This is a genomic window from Arsukibacterium sp. (assembly GCF_036735525.1).
Taxonomy (GTDB): domain Bacteria; phylum Pseudomonadota; class Gammaproteobacteria; order Enterobacterales; family Alteromonadaceae; genus Alishewanella.
Map to the genome: position 1 here is coordinate 1 of NZ_DAINOE010000010.1, position 21,401 is coordinate 21,401.

Genomic DNA, 21,401 nt, shown 5'->3' on the forward strand with positions numbered 1-21,401 from the left:
AGATGAGGCCGTTTCTGCTGATTTTACGTCAGAGTTACAACGCCATTTTAGCGATATTTTGCAGCCGCTGACCATGCAAGTGCCGCAGGCAGCAAATGAAGCTACGATACGCAATGCTTATCTGAGCCACCTATCGCGGCACAAGCATTTGACTGAAGAGGATACTTTTTTCAGTTATGTCACCGCCCTTCGTGTTGTTTTCCCTGATAGAACCCAGGTTGCCGGTGCAGTGGCGGTGAAGCGGGTGAGTATTGAATTGGGTGAGCAAAAACTCTCCACTGAGCGCATAGTGCCCGCTGATCAAGCCAATATGTTAGCGGCCTGGATAGCACAACCCGAAACCTTAGATGTGTTTAAGCAATGGCAAAGTACCGCCTCGGTGAATGTGGCTTTTTTTGGTCAGGTCAATGATAAAGAGCAATTGATAGGTCGCATTAGCCTGCCACCTGATGCTATTGCTAATTACGTTGATGCATTAAGCCAACAAGTTTATGACCTGTGGGAGAAGGCCGGTGCACAAGGTTGCATACCGCACTCTCACCAGCAATACTCGGACGATTTGGACTGTTTTTTCACCACCGCCAGCGTGCATTGCTTAGGTCTGCAGGATGATTGTTGGGAGCTGACGACATTGCGCCGCTTTAGAGATAACTACCTGCTTAGTAATGAGCCCGGCAAAGCACTGGTCGCACAATACTATGCTATAGCTCCGGTTATTGTCCGCCATATTCAACAGCAAGCGGATGCCAGAAGCCGCTGGTTACGGGTGTATTGGGGTGGTGTGCTACCCAGTGCCATCCTGGCCAGATTAGGCTTACATAAAGCCGCTATGCACTGGTATAGCCGGTTAGTTCGGCAGTTATCTACCTAAAAAGGGAGCTTTGCTAACGCCGGGTTTCCAGACAAATAACCAGCCGTTGGCTGGCACAACAAAATAAACTGGTGTTTAAGGGGCCGAAGAAAGCAGGGTGCTTGGGGGTGTTGTAATTTTAACAAGAGAAGCCCGACGAGCTACCAGGCTGTTCAATCCCACTTTAGTAAAGGGGGATATAGGGGGATTTGTTGGTTGCGGGAGCCGGATTTGAACACCTTCGCCCCGCGGTTATAGAGAGGAGCCCGAGGGCGAATAACAGATACAAAAAAACCGACTATTAAGTCGGTCTAAGTGTTGGTTGCGGGAGCCGGATTTGAACCGACGACCTTCGGGTTATGAGCCCGACGAGCTACCAGGCTGCTCCATCCCGCGTCCGTATATTATCCCCGAGCAGTAGAGATAATCCTGTATTTGCAATGTTTCCCATTTCAATCCCACTTTAGTAAAGGGGGATGTAGGGGGATTTGTTGGTTGCGGGAGCCGGTTTTGCGACCTTCGCCCCGTGGTTATAAAGAGGAGCCCGAGGGCGCTTTTCTATAATCACATTTACACAATCAAGTTGGTTGCGGGAGCCGGATTTGAACCGACGACCTTCGGGTTATGAGCCCGACGAGCTACCAGGCTGCTCCATCCCGCGTCCGTCATTGCGGGGCGCATCTTATGGTTTTTATTACGCTATAGCAAGGGTTTATTTGCAAGTTACTGACTGATTGCTGATAAAGTGTGCAGCCTGCTGCTATTAGCAGCGTTTTACGCATAAAGGCCGATATATTAGCCGCGGGCAACAGAAAGATTCCGCGCGCTAAAGGGCATTTCTGCTATACTGGCGGCCATTTTATTTTAAGGTTTGCTGCAATGCTGGAATTTTGGGCTTTAACGTCAAAAGGCGTCGAAGAGTTGTTGGCTGATGAGATACGTCAGCAACAGGGTGAAGTGCTTAAAGTCACCATGGGTGTGGTGCGTTTTAAAGCCGATATCAAAGTAGCCTATAAGCTGTGCTTATGGTCACGGCTTGCTACCCGTATTATGCGGCTTATTCAGTCTGAGCCGGTTACCGCGGATTCTGATGTGTATCAAATCGCCAGCAAAATTGACTGGGGCCAGTTGATGTCGGTACGCCAAACCCTGGCCACCGAGTGTGTCGGCAAACACCCGACTATAGATAATACCCAGTACGGCAGCATGCGCTTAAAAGATGCTATTGTGGATCAGTTTCGTGAAGAGTCGGGCCAGCGGCCGGATGTTGATCGCTTAACGCCGGACATGCGTTTTCAGGTGCGCTTAGAAAAACACTATTTTCACTTTTTACAGGATTTTTCCGGCCCGTCCTTGCACCAGCGTGGCTATCGCGCTGGCCAGGGTGATGCACCGTTAAAAGAGCATTTAGCCGCCGCCTTATTAAAGCGCTCAGGCTGGAGCAGCGATAAACCTTTGTTTGATCCCTTCTGCGGCAGTGGCACCATTATTATTGAAGCGGCGTTAATCGCCCGTAACGCGGCGCCTGGCTTAACGCGCGACAGCTTTGCCTTTGAACGCTCGCCTGGCCACAGAGCCGCGGTGTGGCAACAAGTCAAAGACGAAGCCAAAGCGGCGTTATTGCCCAATAGCAGTGAAGTGCGGTTTTGGGGCAGTGATACTGACGAGCGCGCGTTAAGTAAAGCCCGGCAAAATGCCGCCAGAGCCGGCGTGGCACAAGTGATACATTGGGATTACGCCGATGCCACGGCCTTAAAGCAACCCGTGACGGCAGAGCCTGGGGTGATAGTGACCAACCCGCCTTATGGTGAGCGTCTAGGCGATTTACCCTCGTTAATTCCGCTATACAGCAAGTTTTCACTGGCGTTAAAGCAGCATTATCAGGGCTGGCGCCTGGCGATTATTACCTCTAATAGCGATTTATTGCGCGCGCTGCGCTTATCCAAGCATAAAAGCTATAAATTTACTAATGGCCCGCTGGACTGTGATTTCACGCTGTTTGATCTCACCGAAAAACAAGTGCAGGTCAGCTCAGATGCGCCCTCGTTGTTTTTTAACGAAAGCAGCTCCTTTGGTAATCGCCTGGCGAAAAACCTGAAACAATTGCAAAAGTGGGCCAAGCGCGAGGGCGTTAGTTGCTATCGGTTGTATGATGCCGATATCCCTGAATATAACGTGGCAGTAGACTGGTACGATGGCGAAGTGGTGGTACATGAGTATGCCGCGCCGGCGACAGTGGATGAGCAGGTATCACAAAAACGCTTATTTGATGTGGTTAATCAGGTGCCGGTGGTGCTGGGTATCAGCTCGGAGCACATGGTATTAAAGGTGCGCGAAAAGCAAAAAGGCACCAAGCAATATCAGGCGCTGGCCAAAGCCGGCCAATATAAAGAAGTGTCGGAATATGGCGCTAAGTTTTGGGTGAATTTACGTGATTACCTGGATACCGGCTTATTTTTAGACCACCGCATAACCCGCCATTTAATACAACAGCAAGCTAAAGGTAAAAAGGTATTAAACCTGTTTGCCTATACCGGCAGTGCCTCGGTGCATGCGGCCTTGGGCGGTGCGACCAGTGTGACCACTGTAGATATGTCGAATACCTATCTGGACTGGGCCAAACGTAACTTTATGCTAAATGGCCTCAGCGGTAAGCAATATCAGTTCGAGCAAGCCGATTGTTTACAATGGTTAAGCCGGTGTCGCGAGCAGTTTGATTTAATTTTTGTTGATCCGCCGACCTTTTCTAACTCGAAACGGATGGAAGATAACTGGGATGTGCAGCGCGATCATGTCGGCTTATTAAATTCACTTATCGCGCGCTTATCGCCGGGCGGCAAGGTGATTTTCTCCAATAATAAACGGCGCTTTAAAATGGATACGGCAGCCCTATTGGACTCGGGCTGGCAGGTAAAGGACATGTCTGCCGCCACCTTGCCGGAAGACTTTAAGCGTAACCCCAATATTCATGTTTGTTTTGAGTTAATCCGTAAATGACTAATCCGAAAAAGACTAATCCGTTAAAGATAAGGCTATACAGCACCTGGGGCTGCCATCTGTGTGAAGAGGCTGCAGCCTTATTAGATGCCAGCGCTGCAACATACCAGCTGATCGATATTATCGATGATGAACAATTATTAGCGCAGTTCCGGGTGCATATACCGGTAGTAGCAGCGGGCGATACATTACTGTACTGGCCTTTTGATGCCGCACAGCTAGCCAACTGGTTAAAAGATGCTAAAAAAGATGCTAAAAGTGAAGAAAAGTGAAGGACTTTAAGTAGTGGAATTATTACGTTTTCAGCAGGCGTGTTTAGCCTTTGGTACCAATCCTATTCTGGATCATGTCGATTTTAGCTTGTTCAGCGGCGAGCGCGTCTGTTTAGTGGGCCGTAATGGCACTGGCAAATCATCATTTTTAAAAGTGCTGACCGGTCAGCAAAATCTGGATGATGGCCAGGTGGTGATTAACAACGGCGTGATTTTAAGCCGCTTAGAGCAAGATCCCCCTGCAAAAATGGAAGTTAAAATTGCCGATTTTATCTGTGAGGGCGCCGGTGATTTAGCCCATAAGCTGGAGCAGTTTTACCAGTTGTCTGAGCGCTTAACTGATGCCAGCGACAGCGATATGCGCTTATTTGAAACGCTGCAAAGTGAGTTAGATGCGCGAAATGGCTGGGGCTTAGAGGGGCGGGTAGCGGCGCTGTGTCAGCAATTTGATATGTCCCCGGAGGCTAATCTGGCCAGTTTGTCGGGCGGTTGGCTAAGAAAAGCCGCGCTGGCGCGGGCCTTAGTGGCTGAGCCGGATATTCTACTGTTAGATGAGCCGACCAACCATTTGGATGTGGCAGCCATAGCCTGGCTGGAGCAGTTTTTACTGAGCTTTAAAGGCGCCATTATTTTTATCTCGCACGACAGGGCTTTTATCAGAGCGCTGGCCAGCCGTATTATTGATTTAGACCGCGGTGAACTGACTTCACATCCGGGTAATTATCAGGAATACCTGGATCGCAAACAAAAAATGCTGGAAGACGAGCAAAAGCATAATGCGCTATTTGATAAAAAACTGGCCGAAGAAGAAGTGTGGATCCGCCAGGGCATTAAAGCGCGGCGTACCCGGAACGAAGGGCGGGTCAGGGCACTTAAAGCCTTACGCCAGGAGCGGGCCGCGCGCTTAGAGCAACTTGGTAAGGTCGATTTTAATATAGAGCAAGCTAACCGCTCAGGTAAGCTGGTGTTTGAAGCCAAAGGCATAACGAAAACTTTTGCCGGTAGTACTGTGCTGGCGCCGTTAGACTTACTGGTAATGCGTGGCGATCGTATTGCGCTGGTAGGCCCTAATGGTGTGGGTAAATCGACGCTGATTAAACTGTTGTTGGGTGATTACCAGCAAGATAGCGGTGACATTAAACGCGGCACCAATTTAGAAGTGGCCTATTTTGATCAACACCGCATGGCGCTGGATTTAAATGCCACGGTGCAGGATAACGTGTCAGATGGTAAGCAGGAAGTGATGCAAAACGGCCAAAGCCGGCATGTACTGAGCTACCTGCAAGACTTTTTATTTGCGCCGGCGCGCGCCCGCACCCCGGTGCGGGCGCTGTCGGGTGGTGAGAAAAACCGCTTATTACTGGCCAGGTTGTTTGCCCGCCCCAGCAACTTATTGATTTTAGATGAACCGACTAATGATTTAGATGTCGAAACGCTGGAATTGCTGGAAGATATTTTGCAGCAGTATCAGGGAACGGTATTGTTGGTGAGCCACGATCGGGAATTTGTGAATAACACGGTCACCAGTTCGCTGTTATTTGCCGGTGAAGGCCGGGTGGTAGAAATTGCCGGTGGTTATGACGAAGTGCAGCAATATCAGCAGCGGCAAAGTGCAATAAAGGCGAATACTGCTGCCGATTTACAAAAAAATACAAAAGCGCCGGCACAAATCGTCGCTGAGCCTTTAGTTAGCAGCGGCAAAAAGTTATCATACAAAGGAAAACGTGAACTCGAGTTATTACCTGCACTGATTGAGCAACTGGATGCACAAGTATCCAATTTGCAAACCGAAGTGAATGATCCTGAGTTTTTTAAGAACAGTGCTGAACAAACCCAACAACGGTTGAACCTGTTAGCGGATACCGAGTCAAAGCTGGCGCAAGCGTATGCACGCTGGGAAGAATTAGAAGCATTAAATCAGTAGTTTTTAGGGGCCATGAATGAAATTATCACCGATCAGCTTAGCGTTAACGCCTTTGCTGGCTGTTTTTACTGCTAATGCAGCGGTTTATCAGGTTGTAGAGCTGGAAGTAAATAACAAGATCCAGTCCAGTTACGCCTCAGCCTTAAATGATCAGGGGCAGGCGGTCTACGTTGGTACGCCTATCCTGAGTTTTCCTCTTGAATTAGATCAATTTGATTTAGACAGCGACATCATTAAATCTATCCTGACGGCAGAGCAGATTGCCGCGGTTGAAGCCGGTAATATTGATGGCACTATTCAGGGCATTTTAATCAATTATCTGCGCCAGACTGCCGGTGATTTTTCGCAACCTGTCGGTGAAGTTTTGTCCTTTATCGAGCAGGATAATAGCCCGGCACAGCGCATGGTGCTTCGTGATCCCTTTGCTAACAATAGCAGTGCTAATGAATTTATCTATGCTATTAATAATCAGGGCATGGCCGTAGGTATTGCCGATGCCCCTTTTAGCAAACAACTCTTTACCCCGGCAGCAACAGAAGCTGTGCCTGAGCCAGTAGAGGCGACCTATTGGGTCCCTGAGCCGATGTATCGTATGGCACTGGCCTGGCATGACGGTGATGTTATTCCTTTATTACCGCCCTTTACCTCGTTAAATGGGGGCTATAGTGTGGCTTCCGCTATTAATAACCATGGTTTAGTTGCCGGCTTTGGTAGTACTGGTATTTCGCAGACCACGGCTGAAAACATTCTTAATCTTTGTAAAGGTGAAACCCGTCCTGCGGTCAGTTGTTTAAACCAACAAGCGCGTTCTACCGCCTTTGAGCAACGCGGTTTGTTGTGGCAAATCGATAGCGAGCAGCAAGTATCTGTACCGCAGGTACTCGGTATTTTAGGTAATAAAAATACCGGTGAAATTTACAGCGCACCTGATACGGAATTATTTAACCAGCCTTGCCCTAATAGCTCCGCTGCTTGTATTACCTATCGCAGTGCTGCTACGGCGGTAAATGATAATAATATTGCTGTAGGTTTTACCACCTATACCGACTCAGATCGCAGCATTTGTGTGCAATTTGATTTTACCGGACGCTGTGCACAAGAAGGTATTTTTCGTGCTCAGCATGCGGTTATCTTTACTGAGCAGGGGCCGCGTCCTCTGGTAAACCAGCAAGAATGGCTGAACAGCAATGCCGTCGCCATTAACAATCAAAATCTGGTAGTGGGCTTTGCCGGTAAATCGATTAACGGTAGTGTGCGTAATAAAATGTTCCTTTATGACCATGCCAGCCAACAAAGCCGCCATATCACTGGCTTTTTTACCAGCTCTAATACGGTACCCCGGTCCATAAATGATCAGGGGCAGGTCGTCGGCTCAGCAGAAGTGATCATTGGCGGTACTATCACCCGGCGCAATCATGCGTTTTTATATGATAACGTGACAGATACCTTCAGCGATTTAAATAAACTTATTGGCTGTAACTTACCCTTTAACTTAGTGGATGCGTCTGCCATTAATAGTCAGGGTGAGATATTGGCCACAGCGCTAATTCGCCGGCCATTGTTAGATGCACTGGGCAACCCGGCTGTTAATGCAGACGGCGTGGTAGTGCAACAGGAGCAGGCAACAGTAGTTAAGCTTAAGCCGATCGCCAATGGTCAACCCGCTAACTGTGACAATGAACAAGAAAGCTATACCAAGCAAGGCGCTGGTTTGCCATTACTGTGGTTAGCGGTTTTGGGTGGTTTGGTTGCTCTGCGCCGACGTTGGTTTTAACCGCTCAGCCGCGTTGTAACACTTTATTGCCGTTATTGGACTATGTGTATAAAAGCTGCTTCGGCAGCTTTTTTTATGCTATGCCAATAAGATGACGCCATATAAAAATAACATCGTCTAAAATTTCTATTTATTATAGTAATTTGTTATAAAAAATCTTGTCATCAAATCTTAATAAAGTTCAAGCTGTTAGCCCATGTCAAGCACTATATCTACTATTTAAGATTGAACCTCCGCCCGCTGTCGACTATCAATAACAAGTGACCTGATTGCTTTAGCAAGGTCATATCATCAAAAATGAAAATGTTGAGGAAGACTGCCGTATGAAAAGACAAAAACGTGATCGTCTCGAACGTGCTCATGCTCAAGGTTACCGCGCTGGTGTAACTGGTCGCTCAAAAGAAATTTGCCCTTATCAGAATTTAGATGCCCGCTCCGAATGGCTAGGGGGTTGGCGGGCGGCGATGGAAGATCGCAATGTCGGATTATTTAATAAAGGCGCCTGATGTTAGGCTGTGTTAACGCATAAAGCCCCGTTTTGAAGCGGGGCTTTTGCATAGTTGGCCTGGCAAGCAGGGCTAACAATTAAAAACTTGAAGTGTCCTGAAACAAGCCTACTTTTAAATCGGTGGCGGCGTAAATATCACGGCCATCGACACTGACAATACCATCACCAATACCCATAAAGAGCTTGCGCTTAATGACGCGCTTCATGTTGATGGTATAAGTGACTTTTTTCGCCGTAGGTAATACCTGGCCGGTAAATTTCACTTCGCCGACACCTAAAGCACGGCCTTTACCCGGGCCACCTGACCAGCCTAAGAAGAAGCCGACCAGCTGCCACATGGCATCTAAACCTAAACAACCAGGCATCACCGGATCGCCTTTGAAGTGACAAGCAAAAAACCACAGCTCAGGGGTAATATCTAATTCAGCAATGATCTGGCCTTTGCCGTATAAACCGCCTTCTTCAGAAATATGGATGATTCTGTCCATCATCAGCATATTATCTGAAGGTAACTGGCTGTTGCCCTCGCCAAATAATTCGCCCTTGCCACAGGCAATTAAATCTTCTTTTGTAAAGCTATTCTTAGTCATGTATGTTTAATCCCGGATAAATGCTGCGTCACTTTAGCGAACACTTGTACGCCAGACAAGTCCGATTTGTCATTCATAACCCTTTTTTAGCCATGTTGATAAGCAAACCGCTTAATTTCTCAGGATATGTGATGAGTACTGAACCGAAAAAAAGTCTGAGTAATGCAGAAAAACAATTGCGTTACCGTCAGCGGCAACAAGCCTCGGGTAAAAAAGAATTACGAGGCTATTTAACCCCCGAAGCGCTGAGTTGTTATCAGGACATTCAGGAAAAAACCCAGTGGAATGACAGTACTATTTTAAGTAATGCCATCCGCCTGATGTACGCTGCACACAAATGTGGCCAGATTGGCCTGTTAAATAGCTGGTTAACTGAACATAAACGCTAGGTGTTTTGTTGTGGTTTGCACCGCAACAGGTGACGGCGGGGGGCACTTTTCGGTATACTGCACGCCAGTATTCTTGCCAGGCCTGCTTGATGATTTTATTTGTTCGCGATCTTACCGTTATTGATTTTTCTTACCTGGATGTGCAACGCGGCATGCTGGGTGAGAGTTATATTGTCGATGTTGCATTGCATGGCGATTTAAACGATACCGCCATGGTGTTTGATTTTGCGCTGGTGAAAAAAGTGATTAAGCAGGCGATTGATAGTCTGGTTGATCATAAGCTGGCGTTACCGACACAGTGCCAGGGGCTTGAGCTGAGCTCCTTAGCTGAGCAGACCCTGGTGCGTTATCAATCGGGGCGTGGCCTTATTCAGTTAGTCTCACCGCCTTGTGCTTTTGCCCATGTGCCTTGCCAGCAGATTAACGAGCAAAGCCTTAGCCTGTGGCTGGAGCAGCAATTGCTGAAGTTATTACCGGCCAACGTGAAAAAACTCGAACTGACCTTGCGCACTGAAGCCAGCAGTGGTTTTTATTACCATTACAGCCATGGCTTAAAAAAACATGATGGCAATTGTCAGCGTATTGCGCATGGTCATCGCTCTACTATTCAAATTTACGCCGATGGCATGTTAAACCCGCGACTAAATAAGCTCTGGTCTGAGCGTTGGCAGGATATCTATCTGGGCAGTCAGAGCGATCTGTGTGATGCTGCTGCACTGCGCCATTTAACACCAGCGCCAGCAGACTTAAGTTTTTGCTATCAGGCGGCTCAGGGCTGGTTTGAATTAACCCTGCCAGCCAGTCATTGTGAGCTGGTGCCTTGTGATACTACGGTAGAATGCCTGGCAGACTATATTGCCGGTGAGCTTAAAAAGCTGGATGACACTAAAGACTATAAGGTGGTCGCTTATGAAGGCGTGGGTAAAGGCGCTATTGCTTTTAGCTAGTGGCTGTAGCGCTGCTGTTGCATCAGCAACAGTGACGTTAGAAGGTGAGTTGACCCAGGGCAGTTTAATACTGGGCCAGGCCCCGGTTGGTGCTAAAGTATGGTTTAATCAGCAAGCGTTGAGTGTGTCAGAGGATGGCCGTTTTGTGTTTGGTATTGGCCGCGATGCGCCGCTTGAACATCAGCTTCGTATTAAAGTGAATAACACTGAACATCAGCGCGCATTGCGGTTTCAAGCCCGTGACTATGATATTCAGCGCATTAACGGTGTTGAACAAAAATATGTTAGTCCTCCAGCCGAAGTCACCGCACGAATTGCCCGTGATAATCAGCGGGTGCGTGCTGCAAGGCAACAATTCAGCCCGCTGCCAGCATCAGTACCGGCGTTTTTTGCTCAGCCGGTAAGGCCAGCGCAAGGGCGCATTTCTGGGGTCTATGGTAGCCAGCGTATTTTTAATGGCCAGCCCCGCAATCCGCACTTTGGCTTAGACATTGCTGCGCCTGTGGGTGCGCCCGTGCTTGCGCCTTGGGCGGGCAGGGTTACTCTGGCAGAGGATTTATATTTCTCAGGTCTTACGCTCATCGTTGATCATGGACTTGGCGTCAGCTCTACTTTTATGCACTTAAGTGCCTTTAACGTTGCGGTAGGCGATGTAATTACGCCCGGACAAAAAATTGCCGAGATTGGTGCCTCCGGCCGGGTTACCGGGCCGCATCTGGATTGGCGTATTAACTGGTTACAGGAGCGCCTGGATCCTCAGCTATTGATGCCGGAGTTTTCTGAGCGACCGGTAACCAGGCTGTCGTTGTAAAGCGCTGTCGATTTAACAGCGCTATTGAACATTATCTGTCTTAGCTAAGGGTAGCTATGCTTACCAGGCTATGCCAGGGCCGGTTTAACATCGGTTGTTGTACCTGCAACATGGCGACATGCGCCGGGCCATAGGCAACAGGCAGCTTAAGCTCTAATAAGCGGTCTTTTCTGAAGATCACCAGGGGCTGCACTGTGCCAATGGCTAAGCGCCGCAAAAGCTGCGAAAGACTGGCGCTGCTGAGCTTAAAGCCGGCCAACGCCAGCAGTTGATCGCCGGCCATCAGGCCCGCCTGATGCGCGGCACTGCCATTTAATACCTGTTTTACCTTTAATAATCCGGCTTGCTCGGTCACTATTGCCCCTAATTGCGCCATATCCTCACCAGCAGCCTGTCCGCAGACATCATCCTGATGTTGTGCCTGGCGCCAAGTCAGGCTAAGGCCGAGTTGCTCACTGGCTGCAGCCAGTGGCAGCGGCGCTGTCGTTTCTACCCAGCCTTGTAATTGCCGGGCCAGATCGGCAAAGCCCAGCTGTTGCAGCGCAAGGTAAATGCTATCATCAAAGGTGCCGCTGGCCAGATAATGTTGGTACAGATAACGGCACAATTTATCTAAATTACTGCCTTGCTGGCGTAGTGCTGCATCCAGACAAAAGGCCACTAAGGCGCCTTTGGCGTAATAACTGACCACGGCATTAATAGCGTTTTCATCTTGCTTATAAAACTTGGTCCAGGCGGTAAAGCTACTTTCAGCAAGGCTTTGCACCTGCTCAGAGGGGTTACGTGTTACGCGGCTAATGGTTTTTTCCAGCAAGGTTAAATACTGCGCTTCGCTAATTAGGCCGCTGCGGGCCAGCGCCAGCTCATCATAGTAAGAGGTAAAACCTTCATACAGCCAAAGCTGCTTGCTGTATTGCTCCTGTTGTAATTGAAAGGGGCTAAAGCAGGCCGGTTTTAAGCGGGTTACCCACCACAGATGAAAGTACTCGTGCGAGCACAACGCTAAAAATTGCTGATAAGCGTCATCGGGTACGGCTAAACCCGGTGCCGGCAGATCAAAACGGCTACAGAGGAGCAGCGTACTTTGTTGATGCTCAAGACCACCAAAACCTTGCTCGGTGACCCAGACTAAAAACCAATAGGCTGATAAGTCATCAGGCAGACCGTCAAACACCGCCGCTTGCTGCTGGCACAGGCTTGCTACATCAGCCGTTATACGCTGTTGATCGGTGAGATTATCACCACTGAGCACCAGATAATGTTCCACACCGTTTACGCTGAATTGGCTTAGGCTAAAATGACCGGCCAGCAAGGGGCTATCAATTAACTGTTGATAATCGCGCGCCTGATAGTCACCAAAGCCCAAAAATTCGGTGTCCGCCGCCCGGGTTAACGCTGTGGCTAAACGCCAGCTGTTCGCCGTCTGTTGCCTTGGCGCATGCACCCTAAGATGATGAATTTGCTGTTGCAGATCACTCACGGCCAGGCATAAACACGCCGGGTTTAGCACGGCTATTTCATCATCCAGGTAGGCGGCACGCACCGAGGTATCAAACGCATATAAGCGGTATCTGACTGTCACCGCCAGACCACGGCATTGCAATTGCCAGTTTTGCTTGTCGCTTTGCTGTATTAACAGCGGGCCCTGGCTATCAACAGCAGTAATGGCGATAAGGTGCCGGGCAAAATCCCTAATCATATAACTACCCGGGATCCACGCCGGCAAGCTGAGCTGGTGGCAAGGCTGAGTTGGTGTAAAGTCGACACTGATATCAAGATAATGGCCGCTGAGATCGGCAAAATGAATGCTGTAATAAACCGGGAACTGGGCTGTTGCCATCATATGCTGTGACTCGCTGTGGTATACTAAACACCATTATGCGGTGGCCAGCGCGGCGCTTCAACCGCCTTACCACAAACAAACAACAGAAAGAGACAGCTTATGGCAAATGATGCGCTTATCGCTAAACGCATGGAGCATGCAGTTACCCGGGTAACCAAAACCGTGTTTCCTGGCCGGACCAATCATCACAACACCTTGTTTGGCGGTGAAGCCCTAGCCTGGATGGATGAAGCGGCCTTTATTGCCGCGACCCGTTTTTGCCGAAAGCCGCTGGTAACAGTGTGCTCTGATAGGGTGGACTTTAAAGAATCCATTGCCGCCGGCACCATTATTGAATTAGTGGCACGGGTTCAGGAAGTCGGGCGCACCAGTATCAAGGTGCACGTTGATATTTTTGTTGAACATATGTACGACGATAACCAGCACAAAGCCATTTCCGGTAATTTTACCTTTGTCGCCCTGGGGCCAGATCGCAAACCGACACCGGTATTAGGATAACGCGATGACAGCAGCCGCGGCGCTTGAGATTTGTTAACAACAAGGCTAAAGTGCTCATGTTAACAAGTTAAACAGCAGCAGTAAGGGCTTGAAATGAAAACAGCAGAGCAGTGGTTTGCGGCCTATGCCGTCAGTCATCAACACCCCACCAACAAAGCCATTCATTGGTTAGCTGTACCTGTTATTTATGCCTGTGTGTTTGGTTTATTGTGGCAAATCCCCATGCCTTTAACAGGGCTGGCCGAGCAGGGGATTAACTGGGCGCTGCTGTTAGCGATACCCGCCTTACTGTTTTATTTTCTATTGTCTTTTACGCTTGGCGTGGCCATGACCATTTTTACCGCCCTGGTTGTCACCTTACTACGCTGGGTAGCGCAATGGCCCTGGCCTGAAGTGTGGCAACTATCCTTGTTGCTCTTTGTTGTGATGTGGATTTTGCAGTTTGTTGGCCACAAAATTGAAGGCAAAAAGCCCTCGTTTTTTCAGGATCTGGCATTTTTACTGATAGGCCCGGCCTGGTTAATGAGCTTTGTGCTGAAAAAACTGAAGTTGTCTTATTAGGGCTTAGGCTGTTAAATCAGCAAGGATTGCGATTAATGTCTGCTGAAACACGCTAAGCTGACAAGGTTTTAAGCAGATACTTCGTTATAATCTCGCTATCTGCCTTTAGTCAGCAAGGTCTTATCTTGTACAAACTGTTTGAAGATCGTGGTCGCCAGTTTTGGTTTTTGCATACCCTTGGCTGGCTGGGTTTTGTGCTGGTTAACTATCTGGGATCACTGGTACAGGAAACGCGCGATGCGTTTTTAATTGTACTGGCATTGGATGCTTACGTAGGTTGGCTGCTGACAATTCCGCTGCGTTATCTATATCAACGGATCTGGTTTTGGCCTCCCTGGAAAATGATCCTGACCGTACTGGTGGTGGCGGCCATTATTGCCGCTATCTGGACCGCGGTACGCAATTTTAATTATTGGGAAATATATCGCCACGGTTATCGGCCGGATGACTGGATTAAGTACATTTTAAATGCGCCTGTGGCCTTTTATGTTATTTTAAGCTGGAGCGGTCTGTATTTTGGCATCAAGTATTACCAGACATTGCAGCTGGAAATTCAAAAAAGCTTAACCGCCACCAATAAAGCCCATGAAGCCCAGTTAAAAATGCTGCGCTACCAATTAAACCCGCACTTTTTGTTTAATACACTCAATGCGGTCTCTACGCTGGTATTGATTAATGAAGCCGATACCGCCAATAAAATGCTGAACCGGCTCAGCGATTTTTTACGCTACTCATTGTATAAAGATCCGATTAATAAGGTGCCGTTGGAGCAGGAGCTGTATGCGGCGCGTTTATATTTAGAAATTGAGAAAGTGCGCTTTTCTGAGCGATTAAACGTCGTATTTGATATTGAGGCCGGTGTGGAAAAAGCACTGGTACCCAGTTTGATATTGCAACCACTGATTGAAAACGCCATTAAATATGCAGTGGCGTCGCAACTGGAAGGCGGAGCTATTGCCATCACCGCCAAACGCTTTGGCCATGATTTACTGCTTGAAGTAGCTGACAACGGGCCTGGTATGACCTTGGGTGATGATTTACCGACACCCAGTAGTAACAATAACAGTGGCGTGGGCCTGGTGAATACCCGGGAGCGGCTGGGTGCCTTATACGATAATAATTTTGCGTTGGTGTTAACCCATAATCAGCCGCAAGGCTTAAAAGTGAATATCCGCATTCCTTTACAGTTTGAACAGGTGGAACAGCAAGATGCTTAAGGTAATAGTTGTAGATGACGAGCCGCTGGCGCGCAAAGGGATGCTGGTTCGCTTAGCGGCCTTTGCTGAGCTGCAAGTGGTGGCTGAGTGTGCCAATGGCCAACAAGCCATAGAAAGCATTCAGCAATTACAGCCTGATGTGGTGTTTTTAGATGTGGAAATGCCTGGCATGGATGGTTTTGCAGTGTTAAATAGCTTGCGTGCTGCCGGTATTGCCTTGCCTTATATCGTGTTTGTTACTGCCTATGATCACTATGCCTTTACCGCCTTTGAGGTGAATGCGCTGGATTATGTATTAAAACCGGTTGAGCCAGAGCGCTTAGCGGCTGCGGTACAGAAGGTATTGCGTTTTCATGCGGCGCAGGATAATAAAAAGCATAAAGATCAATTAACTCAGGCCGTGGCGAAACTCACCGGCGACTTACCAGACAGTATTTTGCAGCGGTTAGATAATGCCGAACCTGTTGTTAATCAAAGCTATCCTGATGCCATCAGCATTAAAGACAGTGGCGAGATCATCCGGGTGCCGGTCGCGAACATTGATTGGGTCGATGCGGCGGGTGATTATATGTGTATTCATACCAAAGATGGTCAGACCCATATTTTACGCCGCACCATGAAAGAATTAGAGCAGGAACTGGACCCACGCTTATTTGTGCGGGTGCATCGCTCTGCGATCGTCAATGTGCATACCATTGCTAAGCTACAAATGCTCAGTAACGGCGAGCATCAGCTATTGCTGACCAATGGCCAGTCGGTGAAGGTTAGCCGCAGCTATAAAGATCGGGTCAAGCAGGTGTTTAGCCACTGAACATGCGGTTACCGCCTTAGTCACTACATACCTGTTGCTGCCAGCGCACCAGGTAGGGGTCAATGGCTTTTTTGCGATCGCCGGTTTGACTCAGCGGATACAATACCGCCTGGGCATTCACTTCACCGGCCATCATTAAATGGGCACCTTGTACTAACTGCTCAACGGCAAAAGCCCCTAGCTTGGTCGCCAGAATACGATCGGCGCCTACCGGACTGCCACCACGCTGAATATGCCCCAGGATCACGGCCCGGCACTCTACCCCTATAGCTTTGGTCAAATCGTCTGCCAGTGCACTGGTGCCACCCGGGTAGCTGTTTTCGGCAACGATAATCAGATAACTGCTTTTACCCCGTAATAATTGGGCGTGTTGAATGGGCTTTATCACGCTGGATAAATCCGCGGGTGTTAACGGACCAAACTCCGGGCAAATGATCTGCTCCGCCCCAGCGGCTATGCCTGCGGCCAAACTTAAATAGCCGCTGTGCCGGCCCATCAATTCCACTAAAAATATGCGTTCAAAGGCATCTGCGGTATCGCGAATTTTATCTATTGCATCCAGGGCGGTATCCAGCGCCGTGGCAAAGCCGATGGTAAAATCACTGCCATCAACATCGTTGTCTATGGTGCCGGGAACACCGATAATTTGTCCTTTGTAGTGCTCGGCCAAGGCCAGTGCACCACGAAAGCTGCCATCGCCACCAATGATCACCAGTGCGTCTATCTGTAATTGATGCAGGCAGGCTGCGGCTTGCGCCGGCCCGCCGGGTTGTTGCAAGGCAGGACATCGGGCACTTTTTAATATAGTGCCACCACGCTGAATAATGTTTTCAACGTGTTTAGGGTGCAGTGTCTGGAAATCCTGCTCAAATAACCCATTAAAACCATGCTCAAAGCCGAGCACCTGAATGTTGTAACTGGCTGAGGTCAGCAAGACAGCGCGAATAGCGGCATTCATGCCCGGGGCATCACCACCGGATGTCAGTACTGCCAAACGTTTTATCTGAGTCATAGCATGTTGTTCCAATTAAAAATTTTATAAAAGATGTAGCCCTGTCTTCAGTATAGCGCTTTGCACTGTCACGGCGTTGATTTGTCGCAAACAAATGAATATTCAAAGACAAAGCGGCCTAAAATAAGCGACAATAGCGGTAGACTGAATGGCCAGTTAATGCCTGTCTGAGGAAATCCTGCGTTATGCATCAAACTACCGGAAACAGCCTTATCGGCCTGTTATTAGCTCTGACGACGGCTGTACTGTGGGGCATGCTGCCCATTGCTTTAAAAATTTTACTGGATGTGATGTCGGCCAATACGATTACCGCGATCCGTTTTTTAGCGGCGGCCGTTATTGTTGGCCTGTGGTTGATGGCTCGGGGCAAATTACCGGCATTAAAGTTGCTGTTAACGGGCAGGGTAGCTAAGTTAATGCTGATTGCCAGTGTCGGCTTGCTGTCTAACTATATTATGTATTTAAGCGGCTTAAACTACCTTAGCGCAGAAACCGGCCAGGTAGTGATCCAACTGGCGCCGTTTTTAATGATGCTGGGCGGCATCATTATCTTTAAAGAAAAACTGCTGTTGTGGCAAAAAATTGGTGCCTTCACTCTGCTCGGTGGCTTATTGCTGTTTTTCAATGAGCGCTTGCTTGATTTAATCCTGCAGGCCGGTAGTGAAACCTTTGGCGTTTTACTGGTGATTGCTGCCGGTATTACCTGGGCTGCTTATGCGCTGGCACAAAAGCAATTACTGGTGCATTACAGCTCCAAGCAAATCATGTATTTGTTGTACGTGGCCGGCACCATTTGTTTTATCCCGGTATCCGATTTTACGCCCTTACTGAACTTGAGCTATTTGCAGTGGGGCTTGCTGGTGTTTTGCTGTTTAAATACGGTGGTGGCTTATGGTGCCTTTGCCGAAGCACTGCATCATTGGGAAGCTTCTAAAGTCAGCGCGGTATTAGCGGTGACGCCACTGTTTACTATTTTGTTTGCCAATTTAACCGGCTGGGTATTTCCTGATTATTTAATACCACAGCAGCTGAATCTCTGGTCATGGCTGGGTGCCTTGCTGGTGGTCACCGGGTCGGCGTTAACGGCTTTGGCGCCGCAATTTGTTGAATACCGGGCGGCCAGAAGGGTGCGAAAACTGCAGCGTGATGTGTTTTAATGCTCAAAATTGCATGTTGAGTGGTAAGTATAAAAGGAAAAAGCGGCGCAAAGCCGCTTTTTTGTTGATTTAGTGCTGTTATTTAACCTGGATGATTCGACAGGTATTTGAAGCACCGATGGTTTCCATCACATCACCGTGTGTCATGATCACCAGATCACCGGTTTTAAGGCCAGCCTTTTTACGGATCACTTCAATAGCTTTATCAGCCAGCTCAGTGGGGATCACCTGAGTGCTGTCAAAGAAGGTCGGATAGACACCACGATACAGTGCCATTTTGTTTAAGGTTTTGGCATGACGTGACAACGCATAAATTGGCTGCGGCGAGGTGATGCGTGACATCAGCTTGGCGGTATAACCCGATTCTGTCAGGGTAATAATGGCTTTAATGCCTTCAAGATGGTTGGCGGCATACATGGCTGATAAGGCGATGGTTTCGCTGACTTCTGAAAAGGAAACATCCATGCGGTGTTTTGACACCTGTACCCGTGGGTGCTTTTCTGCGCCATCACATACCCGCGCCATGGCGGCGACAGTTTCGGTTGGGTATTTACCGGCAGCCGTTTCAGCAGACAGCATTACCGCATCGGTGCCATCTAACACTGCATTGGCGACGTCCATGACTTCAGCTCTTGTAGGCATGGGGCTTTCGATCATACTTTCCATCATCTGCGTGGCAGTGATGACAACACGATTTAGCTGGCGCGAGCGGGCAATAATACGTTTTTGTTGGCCTACCAATTCGGCATCACCAATTTCGACGCCTAAATCTCCACGGGCTACCATTACAGCATCTGAGGCGCGGATTATATCATCCAGGGTAGCATCATCGGCAACGGCTTCGGCCCGTTCAATTTTGGCCATGATGCGGGCTTCTGAGCCGGCGGCTACCGCAAGCTCGCGTGCCAGGCGTAAATCATCACCACAACGCGGGAATGACACAGCTAAAAAGTCTACATCTATTTCGGCTGCAGTAATGATGTCACGTTTATCTTTTTCGGTAAGGGCAGGGGCAGTAAGACCGCCGCCCTGACGGTTAATGCCTTTGTTGTTGCTGAGCTTGCCGCCAACAGTCACCCGGGTATAGACCCGCTCACCTTCTACTCTGTCGACGATGAGCTGAATACGGCCATCATCTAACAATAATAAATCACCGGCACTGACATCACGGGGTAATTCTTTGTAATCGATACCCACCTGATGCTCATCACCCAGACCTTTACCCAGGGTAGCATCGAGTACGAAAGGCTGACCTTCGGCTAACTGTACCTGATCATCTTTAAAGGTGGATACGCGGATTTTAGGCCCTTGTAAGTCACCTAAGATAGCAACATGAGTACCTAACTTGGCGGCTGCGTCGCGCACCATGGTAGCGCGAGCCTGATGATCTTCTGCTGAGCCATGCGAAAAGTTCAGCCTGAATACCGACGCTCCGGCCTGGATCAGTTTTTCGATTGCGGCCTGGCTATTGGTAGCCGGCCCCAGGGTAGCGACGATTTTCGTTCTTCTTGGCATGTGACACTCCTGCAGGCTGCACGGCAACAGGGTGACTGTGCAGCGGTGATTGGGCAAACAATGTTATAACTATGATTAAGCAAACCGCTTATGCTGTAGTGTAATGTAATTTTATTACATAATATAGCGCAAAACCGCATTAAAGCCGCTGTCTGACCAGTTAGAAAAGTACTTAACTGACTAAATCTTTCTTTTCAAAGCGCGAGCCTCGTAAGCTGTCTTTGACTTTTTTCAGGTTTTCACGGAATTTTGTACCGCGACGTAACGTAAAGCCGGTGGCCAGAATATCAATTAACACTAATTGCGCCACCCGTGACGCCATCGGCATATATAGATCGGTATCTTCAGGCACATCCAATGACAACACAAGGGTACACTCCCGGGCCAATGGGCTGTCGTAGGCAGTAATACCGATCACTGTGGCATCATTTTCCCGGGCAATAGCCGCAATATCACATAAATTTTTGGTGCGGCCGGTGTGACTGATGCAGACTACGACATCGCCATCGCTACTGTTAATAGCCGACATGCGTTGCATAACAATGTCATCAAAGCACACCACAGGCACATTAAAACGGAAAAACTTATTTTGCGCATCATGGGCTACAGAGGCGGAGGCGCCCAAGCCAAAAAACGAGATTTTTTTAGCCTGTGTCAGGACGTCCACGGCGCGGTTAATGGCGTTAATATCCACTCTTTGCCGCGCGGTATCTAACGCAGCCATCGTTGATTCAAATATTTTGGCGGTGTACGCCTCAGGGCCGTCTTCTTCTTCTACATGGCGATTGACATAGGGTGTGCCATTGGCCAGGCTTTGCGCCAGATGCAGTTTAAAATCCGGAAAGCCTTTTGTATCGAGGCGGCGGCAAAAGCGATTCACCGTGGGCTCACTGACATCGGCCATTTTCGCCAGCGCAGCAATACTGCTATGGATAGTAATTTGTGGATTCGCCAGGATCACGTCGGCGACTTTGCGCTCTGACTTACTGAAACTGCTTACACTGTTGACGATTTTTTCCAGTACATTCATAGGGTGCTCTCTGACATCTAAGGGCGGGCCATTGTAACTCAGCTGGTAAGTCGTTATGTTAGCCATTAATTTAGCATTGAGGCAGCAAACAAAACGGTATGAAATTTACCACAAAGGACCAGATTTTAAGCTTAGGCTGCCCTATAATAACTAATTAGTCAAAATATAACTCATTTCGTAATTTAATTACAGTTTTTGCGGTTTACAAGCGTTATTTGCTGCGTTAGTATGCTGGAAGTGTTGTAAAATTACATCTTATTCAAGGCTCAACTATGACAAGCACAGCACAAAACTCCGCCTGTGATTTATTGCTTTTCGGCACCAATGGTGATTTAGCCCGGCGTAAATTACTCCCTGCACTGTATCAATTAGAGAAAGCCGGCTTGTTGGCTGAGCAAACGCGTATTATCGGTATTGCCCGTAATGCGTTTGATCAGGCTGGCTATCGCGACATGGTGAAACAAAACCTCAGCCGTTTTGTAAAACGCGAAACCCTGGATGAAGAGGTATGGCAACGTCTGGCGCAGCGTCTGTATTACGTGCAACTGGATTTGGCTAAAACCGAAGATTATCTGCAGTTAACCGCATTAGTTGACCCGGCAAGCCGCATCAGTGTCAGCTATTTCGCGACGCCGCCCTCTTTATTTGGTGCTTTGTGCGAAGGCCTGGCTGCAGCTGGCTTAAATGTTGAACCT

The 21,401-nt window shown here is 48.6% G+C and carries 19 protein-coding genes, 2 tRNA genes and 1 pseudogene; 15 read left to right on the plus strand and 7 right to left on the minus strand.

From position 1 onward, the window contains the following. The coding region (locus V7D78_RS03325) for a CFI-box-CTERM domain-containing protein (RefSeq protein ID WP_333607011.1) at positions 1-871 on the plus strand (871 nt) is incomplete at its 5' end. Between the two features lie 298 nt (positions 872-1,169). Here V7D78_RS03325 and V7D78_RS03330 read toward each other — a convergent pair. Both V7D78_RS03330 and V7D78_RS03335 read right to left on the minus strand, forming a co-directional pair. After that, positions 1,170-1,246 (minus strand) — tRNA-Met (locus tag V7D78_RS03330). Between the two features lie 188 nt (positions 1,247-1,434). After that, a tRNA-Met gene (locus tag V7D78_RS03335) sits at positions 1,435-1,511 on the minus strand. A gap of 218 nt (positions 1,512-1,729) precedes the next feature. Between V7D78_RS03335 and rlmKL the strand changes: the two genes are divergently transcribed. From rlmKL to rmf, 5 genes are all read left to right on the plus strand, one after another. Next, positions 1,730-3,847 (plus strand): bifunctional 23S rRNA (guanine(2069)-N(7))-methyltransferase RlmK/23S rRNA (guanine(2445)-N(2))-methyltransferase RlmL, encoded by a 2,118-nt coding sequence (rlmKL, locus tag V7D78_RS03340; RefSeq protein WP_333607012.1) that lies wholly within the window; start codon positions 1,730-1,732, stop codon positions 3,845-3,847. Then, positions 3,844-4,119, plus strand: a complete 276-nt coding sequence (locus V7D78_RS03345) for a glutaredoxin family protein (protein ID WP_333607013.1) — start codon at positions 3,844-3,846, stop codon at positions 4,117-4,119. The genes rlmKL and V7D78_RS03345 overlap by 4 nt, the downstream gene beginning before the upstream one ends. A gap of 13 nt (positions 4,120-4,132) precedes the next feature. After that, a complete protein-coding gene (uup, locus tag V7D78_RS03350; protein WP_333607014.1) occupies positions 4,133-6,043 on the plus strand; it encodes an ATP-binding cassette ATPase Uup in 1,911 nt (636 codons plus the stop codon). A gap of 16 nt (positions 6,044-6,059) precedes the next feature. Beyond that, a complete protein-coding gene (locus tag V7D78_RS03355) occupies positions 6,060-7,817 on the plus strand; it encodes a DUF3466 family protein (RefSeq protein WP_333607015.1) in 1,758 nt (585 codons plus the stop codon). A 323-nt stretch (positions 7,818-8,140) separates the two neighbouring features. Beyond that, positions 8,141-8,323, plus strand: a complete 183-nt coding sequence (rmf, locus tag V7D78_RS03360) for a ribosome modulation factor (RefSeq protein WP_333607016.1) — start codon at positions 8,141-8,143, stop codon at positions 8,321-8,323. A 79-nt stretch (positions 8,324-8,402) separates the two neighbouring features. Here rmf and fabA read toward each other — a convergent pair whose 3' ends face one another. Beyond that, positions 8,403-8,915: a bifunctional 3-hydroxydecanoyl-ACP dehydratase/trans-2-decenoyl-ACP isomerase gene (gene fabA, locus V7D78_RS03365; protein ID WP_333607017.1), complete on the minus strand. Its 513-nt coding sequence runs from the start codon at positions 8,913-8,915 to the stop codon at positions 8,403-8,405. A 131-nt stretch (positions 8,916-9,046) separates the two neighbouring features. Here fabA and V7D78_RS03370 point away from each other — a divergent pair, with 131 nt between their 5' ends. The 3 genes from V7D78_RS03370 (at position 9,047) to V7D78_RS03380 (ending at position 11,062) form a co-directional block, all read left to right on the plus strand. Further along, a complete protein-coding gene (locus V7D78_RS03370) occupies positions 9,047-9,304 on the plus strand; it encodes a hypothetical protein (RefSeq protein WP_333607018.1) in 258 nt (85 codons plus the stop codon). An 89-nt stretch (positions 9,305-9,393) separates the two neighbouring features. After that, entirely contained in the window at positions 9,394-10,251 is an 858-nt protein-coding gene (locus V7D78_RS03375) for a 6-carboxytetrahydropterin synthase (protein ID WP_333607019.1), read from the plus strand. Then, entirely contained in the window at positions 10,214-11,062 is an 849-nt protein-coding gene (locus tag V7D78_RS03380; RefSeq protein WP_333607020.1) for a M23 family metallopeptidase, read from the plus strand. The genes V7D78_RS03375 and V7D78_RS03380 overlap by 38 nt, the downstream gene beginning before the upstream one ends. A gap of 40 nt (positions 11,063-11,102) precedes the next feature. Here the strand turns inward: V7D78_RS03380 and V7D78_RS03385 are convergent, their stop codons facing one another. After that, positions 11,103-12,905, minus strand: a complete 1,803-nt coding sequence (locus V7D78_RS03385; protein ID WP_333607021.1) for a M61 family metallopeptidase — start codon at positions 12,903-12,905, stop codon at positions 11,103-11,105. Between the two features lie 99 nt (positions 12,906-13,004). Here V7D78_RS03385 and V7D78_RS03390 point away from each other — a divergent pair, with 99 nt between their 5' ends. The 4 genes from V7D78_RS03390 (at position 13,005) to V7D78_RS03405 (ending at position 15,992) form a co-directional block, all read left to right on the plus strand. Further along, on the plus strand, positions 13,005-13,403 hold the full coding sequence (locus V7D78_RS03390) for an acyl-CoA thioesterase (RefSeq protein WP_333607022.1): 399 nt from the start codon (positions 13,005-13,007) through the stop codon (positions 13,401-13,403). A 93-nt stretch (positions 13,404-13,496) separates the two neighbouring features. Next, positions 13,497-13,964 carry an Mpo1 family 2-hydroxy fatty acid dioxygenase gene (locus tag V7D78_RS03395; RefSeq protein ID WP_333607023.1) on the plus strand — a complete coding sequence of 156 codons (468 nt, stop codon included), beginning with the start codon at positions 13,497-13,499 and terminating at the stop codon, positions 13,962-13,964. A 125-nt stretch (positions 13,965-14,089) separates the two neighbouring features. Beyond that, positions 14,090-15,181: a sensor histidine kinase gene (locus tag V7D78_RS03400; RefSeq protein WP_333607024.1), complete on the plus strand. Its 1,092-nt coding sequence runs from the start codon at positions 14,090-14,092 to the stop codon at positions 15,179-15,181. Continuing rightward, positions 15,174-15,992: a LytR/AlgR family response regulator transcription factor gene (locus tag V7D78_RS03405; RefSeq protein WP_333607025.1), complete on the plus strand. Its 819-nt coding sequence runs from the start codon at positions 15,174-15,176 to the stop codon at positions 15,990-15,992. Before V7D78_RS03400 ends, V7D78_RS03405 begins: the two co-directional genes overlap by 8 nt. A gap of 16 nt (positions 15,993-16,008) precedes the next feature. Here V7D78_RS03405 and V7D78_RS03410 read toward each other — a convergent pair whose 3' ends face one another. Continuing rightward, positions 16,009-17,004 carry an ATP-dependent 6-phosphofructokinase gene (locus V7D78_RS03410; protein WP_333607026.1) on the minus strand — a complete coding sequence of 332 codons (996 nt, stop codon included), beginning with the start codon at positions 17,002-17,004 and terminating at the stop codon, positions 16,009-16,011. 185 nt (positions 17,005-17,189) lie between these two features. On the opposite strand from V7D78_RS03410, the gene V7D78_RS03415 reads away from it, so the two are divergent. Further along, the gene (locus V7D78_RS03415) at positions 17,190-18,161 is read left to right on the plus strand and encodes a DMT family transporter (RefSeq protein ID WP_333607027.1); all 972 of its coding nucleotides are present in this window, start codon (positions 17,190-17,192) and stop codon (positions 18,159-18,161) included. Positions 18,162-18,239: 78 nt separating this feature from the next. Here the strand turns inward: V7D78_RS03415 and pyk are convergent, their stop codons facing one another. Together pyk and V7D78_RS03425 are read right to left on the minus strand one after the other, a co-directional pair. After that, complete coding sequence (gene pyk / locus V7D78_RS03420; protein ID WP_333607028.1) at positions 18,240-19,676, minus strand: pyruvate kinase; 1,437 nt, start codon at positions 19,674-19,676, stop codon at positions 18,240-18,242. Positions 19,677-19,848: 172 nt separating this feature from the next. Next, a complete protein-coding gene (locus tag V7D78_RS03425) occupies positions 19,849-20,772 on the minus strand; it encodes a MurR/RpiR family transcriptional regulator (RefSeq protein ID WP_442886494.1) in 924 nt (307 codons plus the stop codon). Positions 20,773-20,978: 206 nt separating this feature from the next. Between V7D78_RS03425 and V7D78_RS03430 the strand changes: the two are divergent. Beyond that, positions 20,979-21,401: pseudogene (locus V7D78_RS03430) on the plus strand (glucose-6-phosphate dehydrogenase); the annotation flags it as partial.